The organism is Leifsonia xyli subsp. cynodontis, from assembly GCF_050632205.1.
Taxonomy (GTDB): Bacteria; Actinomycetota; Actinomycetes; order Actinomycetales; family Microbacteriaceae; genus Leifsonia; species Leifsonia xyli_D.
In genome coordinates this window covers 1,996,788-2,014,209 of sequence record NZ_CP192578.1, presented here as the reverse complement: position 1 = coordinate 2,014,209, position 17,422 = coordinate 1,996,788, and the positions used below count along the sequence as shown (strand labels likewise).

The 17,422-nt window shown below is 61.8% G+C and carries 12 protein-coding genes; 8 read left to right on the top strand and 4 right to left on the bottom strand.

All coding sequences use genetic code 11. From position 1 onward, the window contains the following. Window positions 1-561: 561 nt before the first annotated feature. Together ACQ86M_RS09880 and ACQ86M_RS09875 are read left to right on the top strand one after the other, a co-directional pair. The gene (locus ACQ86M_RS09880) at window positions 562-1,218 is read left to right on the top strand and encodes a hypothetical protein (RefSeq protein WP_431245321.1); all 657 of its coding nucleotides are present in this window, start codon (window positions 562-564) and stop codon (window positions 1,216-1,218) included. 267 nt (window positions 1,219-1,485) lie between these two features. Then, window positions 1,486-2,127: a hypothetical protein gene (locus tag ACQ86M_RS09875; protein ID WP_431245320.1), complete on the top strand. Its 642-nt coding sequence runs from the start codon at window positions 1,486-1,488 to the stop codon at window positions 2,125-2,127. Window positions 2,128-2,520: 393 nt separating this feature from the next. On the opposite strand, the gene ACQ86M_RS09870 is transcribed toward ACQ86M_RS09875, so the two are convergent. After that, window positions 2,521-2,793, bottom strand: a complete 273-nt coding sequence (locus ACQ86M_RS09870; protein WP_431245319.1) for a hypothetical protein — start codon at window positions 2,791-2,793, stop codon at window positions 2,521-2,523. A gap of 568 nt (window positions 2,794-3,361) precedes the next feature. Between ACQ86M_RS09870 and ACQ86M_RS09865 the strand changes: the two genes are divergently transcribed. The 4 genes from ACQ86M_RS09865 (at window position 3,362) to ACQ86M_RS09850 (ending at window position 7,515) form a co-directional block, all read left to right on the top strand. Next, window positions 3,362-4,003, top strand: coding sequence for a hypothetical protein (locus ACQ86M_RS09865; protein WP_431245318.1), 642 nt, complete (start codon window positions 3,362-3,364; stop codon window positions 4,001-4,003). 570 nt (window positions 4,004-4,573) lie between these two features. After that, complete coding sequence (locus ACQ86M_RS09860) at window positions 4,574-5,551, top strand: ABC-three component system protein (protein WP_431245317.1); 978 nt, start codon at window positions 4,574-4,576, stop codon at window positions 5,549-5,551. After that, a complete protein-coding gene (locus ACQ86M_RS09855) occupies window positions 5,535-5,786 on the top strand; it encodes an ABC-three component system middle component 6 (RefSeq protein ID WP_431245316.1) in 252 nt (83 codons plus the stop codon). The genes ACQ86M_RS09860 and ACQ86M_RS09855 overlap by 17 nt, the downstream gene beginning before the upstream one ends. Beyond that, window positions 5,776-7,515 (top strand): ABC-three component system protein, encoded by a 1,740-nt coding sequence (locus ACQ86M_RS09850; protein WP_431245315.1) that lies wholly within the window; start codon window positions 5,776-5,778, stop codon window positions 7,513-7,515. The genes ACQ86M_RS09855 and ACQ86M_RS09850 overlap by 11 nt, the downstream gene beginning before the upstream one ends. A 246-nt stretch (window positions 7,516-7,761) precedes the next feature. Here the strand turns inward: ACQ86M_RS09850 and ACQ86M_RS09845 are convergent, their stop codons facing one another. Genes ACQ86M_RS09845 through ACQ86M_RS09835 form a run of 3 tightly spaced genes read right to left on the bottom strand, consistent with a single transcriptional unit; the run spans window position 7,762 to window position 15,319 of the window. After that, window positions 7,762-10,563 carry an ATP-dependent helicase gene (locus ACQ86M_RS09845; protein WP_431245314.1) on the bottom strand — a complete coding sequence of 934 codons (2,802 nt, stop codon included), beginning with the start codon at window positions 10,561-10,563 and terminating at the stop codon, window positions 7,762-7,764. Next, window positions 10,560-13,178, bottom strand: coding sequence for a DEAD/DEAH box helicase (locus ACQ86M_RS09840; RefSeq protein WP_431245313.1), 2,619 nt, complete (start codon window positions 13,176-13,178; stop codon window positions 10,560-10,562). The genes ACQ86M_RS09845 and ACQ86M_RS09840 overlap by 4 nt, the downstream gene beginning before the upstream one ends. Continuing rightward, window positions 13,175-15,319, bottom strand: a complete 2,145-nt coding sequence (locus ACQ86M_RS09835) for a site-specific DNA-methyltransferase (protein WP_431245312.1) — start codon at window positions 15,317-15,319, stop codon at window positions 13,175-13,177. The genes ACQ86M_RS09840 and ACQ86M_RS09835 overlap by 4 nt, the downstream gene beginning before the upstream one ends. Window positions 15,320-15,736: 417 nt before the next feature. On the opposite strand from ACQ86M_RS09835, the gene ACQ86M_RS09830 reads away from it, so the two are divergent. Together ACQ86M_RS09830 and ACQ86M_RS09825 are read left to right on the top strand one after the other, a co-directional pair. Continuing rightward, window positions 15,737-16,732 carry a hypothetical protein gene (locus tag ACQ86M_RS09830; RefSeq protein ID WP_431245311.1) on the top strand — a complete coding sequence of 332 codons (996 nt, stop codon included), beginning with the start codon at window positions 15,737-15,739 and terminating at the stop codon, window positions 16,730-16,732. Continuing rightward, window positions 16,666-17,334, top strand: coding sequence for a phospholipase D-like domain-containing protein (locus tag ACQ86M_RS09825; protein WP_431245310.1), 669 nt, complete (start codon window positions 16,666-16,668; stop codon window positions 17,332-17,334). Before ACQ86M_RS09830 ends, ACQ86M_RS09825 begins: the two co-directional genes overlap by 67 nt. Window positions 17,335-17,422: the final 88 nt, after the last annotated feature.

The following is a 17,422-nucleotide window of genomic DNA, read 5'->3' as shown; positions in this document are numbered from 1 at the left end:
GACTCCGGCGAGTTGATCGAGTGCTGATCCGTCTGCCCCGCTGCAGCGGTGGCTCACGGTAGGAACGTCCGACGGACTCACCGGCGAGCTGCGCTGCGGCGCGGTGTCCGGAACCAATGCCCTCATACCTACACGTTGTGTTTCTGAGCCGGTTTTGACGCGCAAATCGAAAGATTCTCGGATCGCGGCGAGATGCGTGGGGAGATCGGTGCGCAAGCCTCGCTGCTAGGTCGGAAGCCGCGAACAGCTCATGTCGCGCCCCTCGTCTTGGGACGCGCGTGCGCCGGCTTGCTGCGAATAGAGTTCAGGACCGTGAGTGCGACTACGACAGGACCGCTTCATGCTGCGCTCTCGTACGATCGTGAGCCGAAGGGCCACCGTGAGCGTGAGGCTTACGAGCGCGCCCGTGATTACGGAAGACACCTCGGGACCGACTACCCAAATATCCACGCACCGATAGATGATCAGCGCGCGGTCCTTGCGCGGTACGCCGTGCCTTACGCGCAGTCATTGGCCAAATGGGTTGGGCTTGAACCTCGCGTCTGGGCGTGGGGATTGTCGATGTCCGCTGCCTTGGATCTCGCCCTGCTTGGTCTCACGTGGCTCTACCGGGGGTCCTTGTTCGCGGGACCGCTTCTGTTGACCTGGATCGCACTGACGGTCGCGTGGCTGATCGCGTACCTCGTGAGTCGTGTCCGATGGGCCGTCGCCTCCAGAAGACGCGCCGCCCGGTTCTCTTGGCTCGCGGACGTCGTCGCCGTATCAGCTGGGACTGTGATTCTCGACCGTCGAGCTCGGGCCGCACAACACGACCCAAACGATCGGAGCAACGACGCCCCGGCCAAGGTCCCGGCACCGCAACCGTTGCCCTATGGAGTGTCGGGTGCTGGAGCGGCCGAGCTAGTTGCGGCATGGGTGCGGCATCTTGGCGAAGAGGACGCGGCACCCATCTCGGACGAGTTCGTTGGCTCGTTGCACTACACGGTGGCGGTGCTCAATGATGCTGAACCAGTCGAAGCCGTGACCCTGCAGACGTTCGCCGGCAGGTCTCTTATCGAGAGCCGTCGGCCGCTGGTGTTCTCGGCTGCGAGCTTCAGCGAAGAAGCATTCGCATATGCGGCGCAAGTACAAATTCCGCTCTTTGAGTATCACGCAGTCAACGGCACCTTGGCCGGGCGCAACGAGCTCGCGCACCAACTCATTCGAAGCGGGTTGTAGCCACGCCGAAAATGACCACCGGCGCAGGACCACGAGTTGCCGGACCGCCCGCGAGCCCAGGAAACGAGCGAGGGCCAGCCTCCTCGTATTGGGGGTCGATTCCGTCTGTAGTGCCCGGGTAGACAGGTGAAGGCTTACAAAGGGGGAAATGAAGTGAGCGGTCCGAGAGACTGGTCGCCGGCCGGATATTGGGAGAACGAGTCAAGCGGGACCGGAGGCTCCGCAATTGCCGCGACGCGGAACCGACCTCGCCTGTTGAACGGGCTAGTGTCGGTCCTCTTCGGGCTGATCTCTGTCTTCCTTCCTCTGGCCGCTGTTTCCCGCCCTGGGTACACCGGTTGGGTCATCACCACGCTCGGCATCTCGGCCGTGTTCCTCGCCGCCCGATATCGCCGCTCCGGCGGCGGGGTGTTGCTGAGCATGACTGGCGGCACGTTGGGTGTGATTGGGACGATCCTCTGCCTCTGGTCGCTCGCAGCCTTCTACCTCCCGGGGTCGGTGCCGGCTGTCCCGAGCATCCGCCCGCTAAGCGCAGCGACGGCCGCGGCCCTGCCGCTGGCCGGTCAGCATCCCAGCCAGGTTCAGGCGCCCGCGACTCGTGTCGCACCGCCATTCGAGGGGGCGGAGGTGGTGCCCGGAAACCAACTTCACGCGAACCTCGTGCACGTCGCCTTCGAGTTCGGTTCTGTGCTGCAATACCAAAGGTCGCAGGGGACGCTGCCGTCCTCGTTGACTGTTCAACAGGACGGAACAGTGACTGCTCCCGGCGCGACCTATTCAAAAATCGCGCCCTACATGGCGATCGAGTACGGAGTGACACCAGGCTCCTTCACCTTCACAGTTCGAGACACCATCACCGGAATGGCAGTCGGAGTAGACCCGTCGACGAATCGCGTGGTCGATCGTTAGCCGGCGGTCAAGGAGAATGATTATGCGTCGAAGCCGGAAAAGGAGCAGTACCTTCGGGCGCCTCACGCTTCTCATCTTTGGTGGAAGCGTCCTGGTCGTGATCCTTTGGGCGAACGGCTATCTCCGTCCCTGGGTTTTCCGTTGGAGCGTGAGGTTCCTGACTCGTCATCGACGTCGAGCGGCGCACCCCAAGCCTCTTGGACCTGCGATTGGGCGCCGACAATCAATGACGACTGGCACGACGACGTGTTGTGTTCCCGAGGAGACCAGACGATTCGCCCGGTCCTACTTCCGGACTCCGACTATGTCCCCGAGGCCGACATGCGGCAAGCGGGGCGCGAGTACGAGGCGAGTTTGAACCAGTGACAAGCTCGACGGGTGGCGTCGTCCTAATCAGATAGTCCGCGCGAGTAGGAGCTCTTCATCCGTGAGTCGGGCGAGGTTCACGAAGGGAACACACGCAGTCTCCGCGATCAACGCGGCCAACCATCCGATGGGAGCGAACGGGTCGGCGGCAATCGCCCACCCATCCATCACATAGGTGCTGACCGTCTCCACACATTCCTGCTTCTCGGCTGCGGTCGGGTCTGAGGAGCCTTCTATGCCGATGAGCCCGTCTTGCAGTTCCGGGTCCATGTTGCTGGTGTCGATGATGAATACCCGCATCCCACTCACCCTCCGGAGTTGATCGTTTTCTTGCCGTTCCGGCACGAAGATCGAGAGCGGGCGGAGGCAGCGCAGTGCCCGGAGGGAGTGGTTGCTAAGCGTAGGGAGCGCTGCGAGTGGAGTCTGCAAAAAGCGAGTGGAGGGAACGGAGCTGCTGGAGCTCGCTATGATCGGCTGCCGGATCGGAAAGAAGACCTAGGAAGGCCGCACGCCGGAGGCGTTCCGGGTTAGCGCGAAGGACGCTGGCCGATGATGCTGCCGCGGCCAGCAACCCGGCAACCGCGGCGATTGTCGGACGCTTCTACTCGGGTATCCAGTGCGGTAGGACGATGGCTAGGAACGTCACTGGTAAGACACCGAAGAGCAGCGGGAATGTGGCAGCGATGCTGATCTGGAGGTCCGCGGGCGTGGATGTTGGCTCTAGCGTCGGACCCTCAGCGAGGCGGCCGATTGTGGGCTTCCCGCCGGTGCCGCCGGACGGGCTCAGGTCACCCTCGATAGAGACTGACGAGCGGCTGACGCAAGGGAATCACCGCTGGCGCGACCTCATGTTTACAGATATAAGTGCATGGTGGATGGACTCGGACTGACCCTCAATGTTGCGATTGGACTTGTCACAGGCGTCGCCTCTGCCCTGGCGTCATGGTGGATGCTCACTAGGTTGCTGAGGCCAAAGCTGGAATGGAGGGCGGGCGTGGCGAGGTACCGACTACCAAACGACCCCGAGGAGAAGTTCAGGTATCAGGTTGCAATTGACAACCCATCTCGCAGAGACGCCGTTGACGTGAATCTCACTTTACGGTTGCGCCTTCCCAACGTGGTCCGTCAGAAGAGCGTAGAAGTCTTGCCGTTGAAGACTGAGTCGATTCCCATCGTTGGGTCCAAGAAGGCTGTTCGCTCGCGGATCCGTTTCGAAATGGTCGACGACGAGACGCGTCGGCGATTCGCCACCCTCCTTCCAGAACCGTTTCGCGAGCAATGGGCGGCCGCGGAACCTATTGATCTGAAGGAACTAATGCTCGCTGTCCCGGGCAGCTCCCTGACCGTTTGGGCCTTCGGATCCGACAGGTACACATGGGCACGTGCGGTGGCATCAGCATCATTCGCGGTGGGCGAGATTAGAGATGTCAACGATGCTCGGGAATTACCGCGCGGCGCAAAGCGTCGTCGGGCCGATCGACAGGACGGTACGAACCTGGACCCGACATAAGTCCTCCCAGGTCCTTGCATCGCGCGCTCTAATCGCGGTCGTGTGCCATGGGCATCGTGGCGCTCACCTAGAGTCCACAAGTAGCGTGGATCAGACCGCGACTGAGGGGCTGAACGTTTCCGGTTGGCGGGGCAGATTCGTCACCGATGTCCTGAGACAAAACAGCGCACCTCTCGAAGTGCCTACGTGCATTCATCCATTCCACTCTTCCCTTATTCCTCTTAGCCTCTCTTTATCCATTCCTTCCCCTCCGCCTCTCGATCTCTCCTTTGTCCCGTATCTATTCCTACGTCTATTCCTACGTCCCTTCCTCTGGTTGGTCTTTCCGATCGTGTTCCCACCTGGTCCACCTTCCGACCCGTTCGTTGCTCCCACGCCCTGCCAGACTGTGATTTCGGTCGCAGATAGTTCCTCGTGCAGAGCGTGCGGAGATCATCGGCTAAGAGGGCGCTCGGTACGGTCCTTCATTTCGTCGGAGGCGGAGTCGATCGCACTACAACTCAGTGCGCCTGGCGGGTCCGGTCGTGGGCAACGGATAACCTGGACGCGGTCCCCAGGGCAGGCTTGGGGGTGAAAGCCGCGGAGGGGGACGTGCTTCTTACGTCGAACTGGCGCGAGTGGTACCACTTCCGCCATCAGCAGGCCTGTTTCGAGTCGGGCACCAAATTCGAGGACTATGTGTCGCGCGTGCTCGAAATGTTCCACGACGACTATGTGAACCCCTCGCCGGCCGGACGGCTTGGGGACGGCGGCTGTGACGGCCTTGCTGAATCAGGAACTATTTTCTATGCCTGCTATGGCCAGCGACCGATGCGGGACGCTGAGAAGGAACTTGCGGCAAAAATTGCCTCGGATTTCGCGCGGGGGTTTGCAGAGTGGGAGACGTTTCACACGTGGCGTTTCGTGACAAACGCGAACGTGGGGCCGCTCGCGGTCAAGGCCCTGACGAAGCTCCAGACCGACCACGGTCCTTCGTCATCTCGCCCTTTGACGGTACGTCTTGTCAAGTCTGAAAACCTCTGGGCCGACTTTGTTAGTGAGCTTTCGACTGAAACGCTGAACATTCTGTTTCCAGGGGCGCCCGGAGTTGAGCACGTAGAGCTGGCTGACCTGCTCCCACTTCTTGATGCTCTCGGCAGCTCCGACGGCTCAGGCGCGTTGGCCACAGGAGTCGCTCCAGTTCCGCCGAACAAGATGGACTACAACGAGTTGCCGGAGGGCAGCCGCCTAGAGTTCAATGCTGGCCGATTGCTGGCGCCGCGCATCGATCGTTGGTATGCCGAAGCGTCCGATCCCGGCCTGTACGACACTCACGGCCAGCGATTTAGGTCACTCTACGAGGACGCACGATCGGTAACGGTCGCCCCTGCGGAGGTCTTGGAGCGCTTGTACGTGTCGATCGCAGGGCCGAATTTCAGAATGGACGGGAAGCTCGCGAACGCAGCTTTTGCGGTGGTCGCATATTTTTTCGACTCTTGCCACATCTTCGAAACACCTCCGACCGGGTGGGCATTTTCGACAGAGGAGGCGCATGTTCCTTCCAACTAAGGGCGTCTCGTCTGAGCGCGCTCTTCTCACAGTCGGCTCCGAGATTCTGAACTCGCTCCATGGCGACATGTCGGTCTCTGCGCTTTGGGAAGTGTTCGTCAGATCGCGTCGGGCGTTGCCGGTAAAGTCACGTGTTACCTTCGATTGGTTCGCCCTAGCCCTAAGTAGCCTCTACGCCCTGGGCCTTATTGAGATGTCGGACGACGGTTATATCAGGAGGTCCAGTGTTTCTTGAGCGACTGGGTTCGACGGACCCAAAGTTCAAGAGCGTATCGCTGCGGGATGGGTTGAACATCCTCGTCGCCGACCGCACCGAAGGCTCGAAGCAAGGCGATAGTCGGAACAGCATCGGGAAGACCAGCTTCGTGAAGGTGCTCCGTTACGTTCTCGGTGGAGAGCTACCCGATGAGTTCAAAGTACCGGAGCTTGCGGAGCATGCGTTCCAACTCACACTCAGCCTGCCGTCCGCGCGCGGCGGGACGGACAACGTGAGGGTCACTCGACCGGTGTCGCCCACGACGAGGTTGGTCGTTGACGGCTGGTCTGAAGTTCAATCCCCGGACATACACGTCGATGAGTGGCGCGACCTCCTGGCGCGCAAGGTCTTCAATATTCCCGACACCGTCGGCCGGCCTACCGGTGGACAGCTGTGGGGTCAGCTGCTTCGCGGCCACTTTGGGAAACCAACTAAAGGGCACGCATCCGAACCGGATTGGGAAACCGGGGTCAAGCTCGGCTTCATGCTTGGGCTTACCCCCGAGGTGCTTGCCGGTTACGGCGAGATCGACAAGCTATCAAAGCAGGGCAAGGCAATCCGAGCAGCTGTGGATGAAGGGGCCCTTACGCACCTCTCTCTCGACGAGCCAGCGCTTCGTGCGCAGGTGTCGACTGCGAGGCGCCAGCGCGACCAAATGCAGGCAAAGCTCTTCAAGTTCAAAGTTGATGAGCGCTATCTTGACCATCAGAGGAAAGCCGACAATCTCACCGCCGCGATCAAGCGCATGAACGACGAGGCGCTCGCCCTAGAGCGTCGGTCAAGCGAGATAAATGAGGCGCTCCACGCCGAGAATGATGCGCTCGGTCAAGACGCGTTCGCCGCTAAACTCATGCGCGCATATTCCGAGATGGGTCTCGTTCTCCCCGATGCCGTTAGTCGCCGCTACGACGAAGTCGCAAAATTTCATACTTCCATCCTCAAGAACCGCCGCAGTTTCCTTGAGCAAGAACGCGAAGCCGTCACTACTCGGCTCCTATCCATCGAGCTGGAGCGGCGAGAGTTCGACGAAGAGCGATCCGTTGTTATGCAGCTCCTTGGCGAAACAGTGGCGCTCGATACTTTCTTGCGGGCCCAGCGGGATCTAGCAGAGCTAGACGCGGAAGTGGCCGACCTGGAACGAAGGCTCGAGTCGGCGGGAACAGTTAACGCAATCAGTGTGAACGTCAAGCTTAAATCGGCGGAGCTCATGACGGCCGTAAGAAGCGAACTAACAGATCGCCAGCAAAGCCTAGAAGAAGCCATCTCGCTCTTCGGAGCTTTGGGCTCGGAGATCTACACAGATCGTGAAGCATCGCTTTTGGTGTCTGTCACCGCGAAGGGAATCCTAAGCGTCAAGCCTCAGATATCGGGCGACGCGAGCACGGGAGTCAGGAGCGTTGAGACTTTTATGCTTGACATGGTCTGCGCGATCTCAGCGATGAAGGCACACCGGGCGCCCCCGATCCTTGTCCACGACAGCCACCTTTTCGATGCAATCGATGGTCGTCAGGTTGCTTCTTGCCTGAACATCGGCGCGAGGCTAGCCGAAGAGCATGGGTTCCAATATGTTGTCACGCTAAATTCCGACTTCCTGAGCCTTGTCGAAGTCCAGAGCGAAGGCGCGTTCGATGCCGATCCATACATTCTGGACACGAGGCTTACCGACGCCACGAACGAAGGCGGGCTCTTCGGGTTCCGGTTCGGGTGACGACTCTTCCGGCAAAAGCCCGCCGGTGCCCACGCTGGACGAGCGCACGTCTTGCGGCATCGCCTGCAGGCGTGGTGGCGCCAAGGCCGATGCGCTGGGCCACCCTTTGTGCTCGACCGGAGCCGGATGGCCAACATCTATCGTCCACAGGGCTCGTTCGAGCCGAACACGGTGTCCGCTTTATAGGCTGGAGCTGCGGCGCTGCTGGTTGCTCTGATTGGAAGGAGGGCCGAGATTATCAGCCACTCAGGGGCCGACTTGTCCGCCCCTGGTGAGCCACGCTAGGTCGTCGTACGCGGACTCCTTCGAATGATCGTGAGAGCAAACGAAGCGGTTCGCTCGAATATCGACCGCGACAGCGTCGACCTTAGCCTTGATCGCGGCCACAAGCGCGGGATTGACGGGATCATTCGTGCTCTTGCCCTGGTCGTCTAGATTCAGGATCTGAATGCGATCCGCGTTGTCGCCTGTGAGCTGCTCGTAGCCGAGCGCGTAGATCGATAGCTGATCCCTTGTCACGTTCTCGGCCTGTGAGTCCTCAGTCGACTTAAAGTCGACGATCGCAGTCTCGCCGGTTTCGAGTGACTTGATCAGGTCAATTCGGCCGTTCACCGTTACGCCCGCCGAAATCTCAACCTCGATCACCTTCTCGGAGTGGATCGTGCGTGTGAGGTCGTCGCCGTGCCGATCGAAATACCGGCCGATCGCCGTTATCGCAGATGCTCGCAGCTCGGCTTTCAGTGCCGGGTAGGCGTACGGGGTGTGCAGGTGCCGGTCAACGAGGCTCTCGATCTCGGATTTCGTCGGGACATCTCCTGCGAGCGACCGCTTGTGCATCTCGGCAAGGACGTCGTGCAGCCCCTTGCCATAGCCTAGCGCTTCGTGGATCGGCGGGTTGAAGCCGTACATGAAGCGCAGCTTGAACTGATATGGGCACTCGATCAGATACTTCAACTCCGAAAACGAAATCGCGATGTTCGGTTTCTCCTGCCGAGGCGTCGGCGTGAGTCGTTTGACCGCTGGCAGCCCTTCGTCAGTCGTCGACATCCACGCTGACGCTGTGCAGTGAAGATAAAAGTCGGAGGCCTTCTTGTATAGCTTCGAGTCACCAGGGGCGTAGGAGACGTACAGGTACTTCTGCGCGCGGGTGACCGCGACGTAGAAGAGCCGGGTCTCGTCGGAACGATTGACCTTGTATCGGGCGCCGTTCGGCACCGCCTGCTCGGGGACAACGTGCGGGATGGTTTGTGTGCCACCCGGCGCCTTGATCGGGAATCGGTTCGCGCGCATAAACGGAACGAACACAGCGGGCCACTGGAGGCCCTTTGAACGGTGAACGGTCGAGATGACGACTGCGTCCGGCGCGACGTAGCCGGCGTCGTCGTCAGCCTCCTCGTAGACGCCGGGCGCCTGGAAAGTAAGGAATCCAATGAACGCTTCGTACTTACGCTCTGGGCTAGACGCGAAGTGGATCGCCTCGAAGTCGGATATCACCTGCGAGAACTTGCCCAGCTGGTACATAACGAGCTCCGCCCGACGCCGGTCGCCAGGGATCGTGTCCTCCCGCAGATTGAGCGCCTCGAGCACCCGCAAGAAGAGTCGCTGAATGTTGTAAACGCCCCAGCGGGAACTGGCGGTGAAATCAGCGCCATCGTCAAGCGCTCGCGCCGCATCCGGCCATCTGGTCGCATCTGGGATGAGCTTTGCACCGTCCCACAGCGCGCGGAGCGCCGCCTCCGAGATGTGGCCAACCATGTACTCGAAGAGGCCGACGCACGCTTTGATCTCGGGTGCGTCGAATAGGCGGGCCAGGCCTTTGATGATGAAGGGTATGTCGCGTCGCTTCAATTCGTCGACGAGGTCGTCAGCGTCCTTTACCGAGCGGAACAGCACCGCGCAGTCGGACCAAGACAGGCCACGGGGTTTAGTATCCGGCCGGTCCACGAACGGCATTCCCTGTAGTTCCGCGATCCGCTCGGCGATCCATTGCGCTTCCTCGCGTGCGTCCGCGAACTGGAGCGTAAGCATGTCGCCCCGCTCCCAGGTCTGATGGCCCGCCGCGATCATCTTCTTCGGCAGTCGTTCAACCGAGTCGAGGCGTTCCGCGACGGAACGACCCAGCTCGACAATCCCCTTCGAAGAGCGGAAGTTCTCTTCGAGGCGGATCGCGCGAACCCCGGCGTAGCGGCGATCGAAGGTGAGGATGTTCTGCACGTCGGATCCGCGCCACTGGTAGATCGTCTGGTCATCGTCACCAACGACGCAGAGGTTCGCTCCGAAGTGGACAAGACGCTCGACGAGTCGCTCCTGGATAGGGTTGACGTCCTGGTACTCATCAACGATGACGTACTTCACATCCCTGTCCACGTGGTCGCGGAGCATCTGCTCCGGGGTGTCCAGGATCGTTGCCGTCTGTGATCGCTCGAGGAAACCGACCGCGTCGACCATCATCGAGGTGTAGTCGAAGTACTTCTTGTCGGCCAGGAACGTCTTGTACATCGTCAGGCTCGCCGTCGTCTCGGCGGGAACGAGTCCGAAGTCCACCGCGTCCTCCTGCAAGACCGAGAGCGCGCCCTTGAATACGCGCGTGTCGGTGTAGCGCCTCAGGTGAGACTGTGCACCTTGCACGCTCTTGACGGCTGTATTGAAGCCTGACTTGTTGGTCTCCCGGTCGATGAGCAGCTGCTGCGTGATGTCAGTTAGCACCCCATACTTGAACGTTTCGGGGATGTAGGTTTGGAGCAAGTCGAGGCAATATCCGTGCATCGTGCCGACGTACATCTCGGCCAACCCCACGATTCCTGGCAGTTTCGCGGTGACGGTGCGATGGATGCGCTCCTTAAGTTCCGCCGCAGCCTTCTCAGTGAACGTGAACGCGATCACGTTTGCAGGCGTGATACCAGGCTGCGACAGGATGTTTGCAATCCGCTGCGCGAGCACCTCCGTCTTACCGGATCCAGCACATGCTATGAGCTGCAGTGGCTGCGAAAGCTCGTCAATGGCGGCTTGTTGGCTCGTGGTGAAACCAAGCGCAGTGGTCGTGGTCATGCGTACTTCTCCCCGAGCTTCCCAGCGAAGAGCTCTCCAGCGTTTTCGCCGCTGAAGAGTACGGCTTCGCGCACGACGTGCTTTTGCATATCGAGCACGCGCAACTCACCGCCAGCAGCGCTGGCGATCGCGTCAATGCGATGAAACGCATCGCCATACTCTTTCGCATAAGCGGCAAGGCCCCTCAGCTTCGCGAGGGCGTCGTCCAGGTGTGTGCCGTGGGGGTCGACGATCGAGGGCCGCACGATTCCTCCAACTTGGTTGAACACGATGAAGTCAGGGTGCATCGCCCGCCAGTTTGCGGTGACGCTATCCCGGTAGGTGATTCCGAGCGAGTCCGCGGATGAAACCGAGGGGTTGCGATACCAGCCCACGCAGTCAGGCCGGCTCGTCTCCCGGTGAACGACCAACTTTTCCCAGTCGTTCAGGCCAGTGGTCGGATACCAGCCTTCGCCGTCAGACATGAGGTGCTTGTCGACGAGGTCGGCGGTTCTTTCCTGCTCCCCGACGAGCTCCTTGAAGTCGATCATTCGTGTACGAGGGCGCTGCAGAGGTCTGATTTGCGGGTCGACGGCTTGAGCACGAATCTCGTCGTACGCCTCGCGCCGCTCGTCTGAGAGACCGAGCATGGCGACCCGGTGGTCGGCGAACCACTCGTCGACGACATCCTTTGCGGCGGCATCTACCTTGTCGCGCACCGATCCGACCGTTGCCAAGGCTGCGGCCTTCACGAACGCGGCACGCAGACCGTCGTCGTCGGCGTCCGGGTCGTCCTTTCCGGCGAGGTGGTCAACGTACGACTGCGCGATATCGGCGCCGAATGCGCGCTTTGCGTCTTCGAACGCCACACGAATTGCCCGGTCGTCCGCGCGCAGCGCGAAGTCGCCATAGGTGAGTTTTGTCCCACCGAACCGGCCTCCAATCGACATTCCGCGAACAGTCCGCACCTCGATCTCTGCCGTGCGCAGTTGTCCGTCGTAACGCGCTGCGAGGCCATCTAGCGTCGAATGCATCTGGGTCTCGACAGAGGCAAGGGCGCCTTTGAGCAGCCCGTCGGCTGCCAGCGCTTGTGCAAGGGAAACGAGCTGCTTGACAGGGCGCGCACCTCGCACCGGCACGACAAGGCTAGGTAGCTGGTCGAAGCACTCCCAGACCGCGGGCGGGACCTTCGGGTTTGGACCAAGCTCTCGAGCGTCAAGCAGGATCTGTATCGTCGCGCCGCCCGGCATTTCGCTGATCAGACCAGTGAGGAACCTCGCCACGTTGCCCGCCGTGGTCCGGTCGAAGTGCGGCAGGATGCAGTCGACCGAGTTCAAGCGTTCGTCACCAGGGATCCTCCTCGCGAGCGGCGTGCGGACCATGCGGCCGAGTAGCTGGGTAATATGCGTGTGATCGCGAGCGGGGCGGAAGGAAAGCAGCACCTCGGCTCGAGGACAGTCCCAGCCTGTCGAGATCGCGTCCTTCGCAATAATGACGCGGACATCACTCGTCTCCTGGATACGCTGGGGCTCGATCCATTCGACCTCCCAGGAGCCGAAGCTCTGTGTTGCGTGGTCGCCGAGCACATGACGGACCTGGCTTGAGCTGAGGTCGCCAAGCTCGCCTTGCACTGTGTCGAGCCACAGTCCGACAGCGTCGGCGTCCTCGGTGTTCGGGATCTGCATGACGAGCAGCGGGACTACCGATTCCATTGATCGCTCGCCGGGCAGCTGAGCCTGATCCGCGAGGTACTTACCCCAGCGCCGCGCTGATTCCTTGAGCTTCCGTGCAGCGTGTGTCGCAAGGGCTGTCTCGAGGTTTCCCGCCTCCGCCGGGATATCGAGCACAATCTTGTCCTTGATGAGGCCCGATTCCTGGACGCGGACCGGGTCGACGGTAATGGGAGGCAGTGCTTCGCGTTCGCGCGAGTCGATCTGCGCCTCGTTCATCGCCTCAGTGAAGTGACCAATTGTGGCGGATATTCCCCAGACTACGGGCATCGCGGTGCCCGTCTCGACTCCGTCGATGAGATCCTTCACAATGGTCGATTTGTCCCGGGTCGACCTTGTGTTGAATCCACGGTGGGCCTCGTCGACCACGAGGTACGCAGTGAGCCCGTCGTCGTCGATGGTGTTTGCGAGTGTTTCCCAAATCGTCCAAGCCATGTCGTCCGCTGACATGAAGGAGGCCTGTCCGGTCGCCTCGACGGCACGAGCGCGAGCAGCTTTCATCGTCAGGCGAGAGGTCGCGGTGAGCTTCTGAGTGTTGAGGAAGTACACCTTGCCTGGGTCCAACTGCTGAACTGAGAACGGATACTCGATTGTGACGAGTCGGTCGTGCGTGAGTTTCTCGGACGCTTGCATGAGCCGGATCCGTGTCTGGTCGTTAAGATTCGGGTCGTCGGAAAACCAGATGACCACGGCGCCAGGGTCTGGATCGAAGTCGAGTTCGTCGTTGCCGTAGAAGAGCGCCTCGATGGCAGCGGCCGCCATGACTGTCTTGCCCGCACCGGTCGTCGCAGCAAGTGTGAACGACGTTTCACGGTGGTGATCGTGGTACTTCTCACGTGCTCGCTCAAGATTGTCGAGCACCTGGATGACAGCATCCCGTTGATAGTCCTTCAGGGTGAACTTCATCGCACACTCCGCATCGCGTCGATCTCGAAGTTGCGCAAGTATGCCTCGTACATTCGCACCGGTTCGACGCCGTCTGGTAGGTCCCGAACGACCGCCTCGAAGAGCCGGTCCTCGTCGGTCACGATGAACGCGACTGTGGCGTCCGGTGCTAAGGACATCGCCTCTATGAATGCGTCGGTCTGGTCGAGGTCGGCGAGCACACCATACGCCTCGGCGACGTCCCAACCGGAGCCAAGGGAGTCAATTCGACGTCCGCGCGAACCGGCGCGGAGCCAGAGGAAAGGGGCGATCCGAGCGAACTCGCGGTGGGACTGTACCCGCATGGGTGCCTCGTACGTAAGGGTAAAAAATTCGACGTTCTCTTCGAACCCGTCGGCCATTGGGAACACGTCGGTGAACCTGTATTCACCCTTGACTGGCTGGCCTTCAGGGGTCTCACCTGTGATTGCCGCCCGGATGCGAGGCTTCGTGACGTAGTCGCAGATACCCCACTGCTCCCATCCTGCGTCACCAGGGCGTAGACCCTTCGCCCGGAGAGCTTTCTGCTCGTCGGAGCCAACCTCGTTGTTCGTGACGAGGATCGAGGATCGAGACCCTCCATCCTGTTTGTTGAGCCGCATCACCGCGTGGGCTGTCGTCCCGGAGCCTGAGAAAAAGTCGATCACGGTTGCATCGGGTTTGCCGCCGACTGCGGCGCGCAGCATGTCTTCGACGAGGTAGAGGCTCTTCGGGAATGGGAACTTCCGCCCAGGTATTAGGCGTCCAAGAAGTTCAGAACCGTACGTTCCTGCATTGTGCCGGTCGCGATTCCATACTGTGCGAGGTAAGCGCGTTCGCTCGACGTCGGCGTCTAGCTCGAGAAGCAGCGCACCGTTGGCGTCCCGCCCGAGGGTTCTGATCTCACCGTTCTCGACTCTCTTGATGTCTTTAGAGATCAGGTAGCTGATCGACCACGAGTCGCCGGATCTAGTTCTCGCACCAACCCGCACGTACCCTTTCTCGATATTCTTTCGAAGAGTCTCCGGACCGACTGTCCAATAGCCGTCGTCGCCATTCGTGCGCTTCGGGAGGACCGTGTCGAGCCCTGGGCGGGCCGGCGCTTCGGAACGATGTTGGTCAGCACGCAACGGTTCTCCGACATCTACGATTGCGCGCCGAGCCGGATCCACGTAGATCGGGTAGAAGAGTCCCGGTCGATCTGATCGTGCTGAGTTGGATCCGCGGCGCATGAGGCGATTCCAGATGTCTACACGCTGCGCTGCTTGGGTCTTATCTGAGGTAAGCATGTCGTCCGGGCCCTGGGTGACCTGAGCGCCGCCGAGCAGGACCACAATCGCGTATTCATCGACGCGAGCAAATTCCTGGCCTCGCGCAACACCGCGCTGATTGGTAACTGTCGTCACCATCTGAACTCGTGCCTCTGGGAATGTCTGCGCGACTAACAACCCAAGCCGATGGACCTCTTTCTCGTCGATGGTGACGATAAGGACGGAGTCGTGTGGGTTGAGAAGCTCCTTCGCGAGGAGCAGCCGGCGCTCAAGGAATGCGAGCCACTTCGAGTGGCGGTAAAGGTCGTCGCCCTCGACGTAATCGTTGTTGTATTTCCAATCGCGCGCTCCCGTGTTGTAGGGCGGATCGATGTAGATCGCGTCCACCTTGCCGCGGTGGGTGAAGAGAAGCGTTTGGAGCGCGTGGAAGTTCTCTGCGTTGATCACCGCATGGTAGGGCTTGTCACCGCCCCGCTCCACCTTGCCCGTCGAGACAAGTCCCGGGTAGATCGGGTCGCGGAACTCCGCGATGACGACCAGATCATCGACGGGCACGGTGAGCGAGCGGGTGCCGCTTTTGGCGCCTTCGAACTCAGCTCCGAGCGGTTCGACTGTGGCGAGATGTCCCTCAACGGTCCGCTTGATTGCCGCAACACGAAAAAGCGCACTATTGGCCGCACGGGGCATGTCGCCCCGCGGGGGCTGAACACGCACCTTGTCGCCGACGCGTGCCCTGCGCCCGGGCAGCTCGACTGCTTCCGGAGCATGGCGTTCGAAGTTCAGTCCAAAAGCTCGGCGGTTCGTGAGAGCTTCGAACTCCTGCCCGATATCCACTGCTAGAGCAGGGGATATCGCCCGCAGCTGCGTCAGCAACTCATGAATCCGCGCCACTACTCGTCTCCTCCCGTTAGATGATCCGATCCAAACCTAACGAGCCGCGCGAAGGTCGGATGCGCGCCGAGCCAGCGACCCTCACCCCCTTTTGGGTGAGCTCCACGGAAAGACTGCGTGATATATTTCGTGCACTGACGCCGTCGCCCAATCTAGTTTGCCCACAATTTGCCCACAATCGAGTGAGATCCTACGAGATCGCAGTCATCTCAATGAGGTCAAAAGGCGCATAATTCCGCGGATTTTGAGCCCTCGCCAACGGTGCTTAAAGGGTGGTCGCAGTTTTCGAGTCCCTCCAGTACTGCGCCGCGACGCTGGGGGAATGGTGGGCCTTCCCGTGCTGGTAAACCCGAGTCGGGCGACGCATGGACTCGTCCGCCCCTGAGTAGAGTTCACCCCGTGGACGATCACGCCGGGGACTGGTTCCTTACCCGTTCGGAGCGGGGAAACGCAGCAACCGACGTTCATTCGAGCGAACACGGCTCCCCACCCTGGTCAGAGCACAACCTCGTCCGCCCCCTCATCCACGGCGCCACGTACTTCGCCCGCCTCCACGCCGAGCTGACCGCCCTCCGCCCCGGCGACCGCGTCTTCTTCACCGACTGGCGCGGGGATGCCGACGAACGGCTCCTCCCCGACGGCCCGACCATCGGGGAGCTGGTCGCGGGTCTGGCCAAGGATGGCGTCGAGGTGCGCGGGCTGGTCTGGCGGTCGCACGGGGAGCGCGTGAAGGCGCCGATCAGCGGGCTCTCGAACGAGTTGCTCGGGCGGCGGATCAATGAGGCGGGCGGTGAGGTGCTGCTGGACCAGCGGGTGCGGCCGTTCGGGTCGCACCATCAGAAGTTCTTCGTGATCCGCCACCGCGACGACCCGTCGCGGGATGTCGCCTTCGTCGGCGGGATCGACCTGTCGCACAGCCGGCGCGACGACGCCGAGCACGCGGGGGACCCACAGGCGGTGCGGATGGATCCGCGCTACGGCGAACGGCCGCCGTGGCACGATGCCGCCCTGGAGTTGCGCGGCCCGGTGATCGCGGACGTGCTGGAGGGGTTCGCCGAGCGCTGGAACGATCCGCATCCACTCGATCACCGCAACCCGTACCGGATGCTGCTGCAGCACATCGCCCGCATGCCCCGGCATCCGAAGCCGCTGCCAGAGGCGGCCGCGCCACCGCCGCCGGCTGGCCCGCACGCGGTGCAGCTGCTGCGGACGTACAGCCCGAAGCGGCCTCCGTTCCCGTTCGCTCCGGCGGGGAGCGCAGCATCGCGCGGGGCCTGGCGAAGGCGTTCAGCCGGGCGCGCTCGTTCATCTACATCGAGGACCAGTACGTGTGGTCCACGCAGGTCGCCGCGAACCTCGCGAAGGCGCTGGTCCGCAACCCGCGGCTCCAGCTGATCGTGGTCGTTCCCCGGTACCCGGACGAGGATGGCGCACTCACCGGACCACCCGGCCGCCTCAACCAGCTACGTGCGATCTCGAAGCTGCGGCGGACGGCGCCGGGCCGGGTCGGCGTCTTCGACCTGGAGAACGCCGCCGGGACCCCCATCTACGTCCACGCCAAGATCTGCATCGTCGACGACACCTGGGCGACGGTGGGGTCGGGCAACGTCAACCGCCGCTCCTGGACCACGGACAGCGAGCTCACGTGCGCCGTCTTCGACACCAGCCCGGAGCAGCAGGATGCGGCCGGCACCGAACCGCCCCGGTTCGCACGGGACCTGCGCATCCAACTCTGGGCCGAGCACCTCGGGCTCGACGAGGGCGACCCGCGCCTGCGGAACACAGACGACGGCCTCGCGCTGTGGAAGGAATCCGCCGCGGCCCTCGATCGCTGGCACGAAACGGGGCGACCGGAGCCGCGGCCTCCCGGGCAGCTCCGCCCCCACCGGATCGAACCGGTCTCGCGCCTCCAACGCGTCTGGGCGGATCCGCTGAGTCAGCTCGTCTTCGACCCGGACTCCCGCCCTCGCCGTCTGCGCGGCACATCCAACTTCTGAGAACCGCGTACGACCGCTTCGCCGACCGGACTGTTCACCCGACGGTCATCGCCCCGTCATCGGGAGGGGTATGGCACCCGTTCAGGGG

Coding starts and splice junctions, on each gene's coding strand:
- ACQ86M_RS09840 (WP_431245313.1), bottom strand. CDS start 13,178: ATGAAGTTCACCCTGAAGGACTATCAACGGGATGCTGTCATCCAGGTG.
- ACQ86M_RS09865 (WP_431245318.1), top strand. CDS start 3,362: ATGGTGGATGGACTCGGACTGACCCTCAATGTTGCGATTGGACTTGTC.
- ACQ86M_RS09880 (WP_431245321.1), top strand. CDS start 562: ATGTCCGCTGCCTTGGATCTCGCCCTGCTTGGTCTCACGTGGCTCTAC.
- ACQ86M_RS09870 (WP_431245319.1), bottom strand. CDS start 2,793: ATGCGGGTATTCATCATCGACACCAGCAACATGGACCCGGAACTGCAA.
- ACQ86M_RS09855 (WP_431245316.1), top strand. CDS start 5,535: ATGTTCCTTCCAACTAAGGGCGTCTCGTCTGAGCGCGCTCTTCTCACA.
- ACQ86M_RS09845 (WP_431245314.1), bottom strand. CDS start 10,563: ATGACCACGACCACTGCGCTTGGTTTCACCACGAGCCAACAAGCCGCC.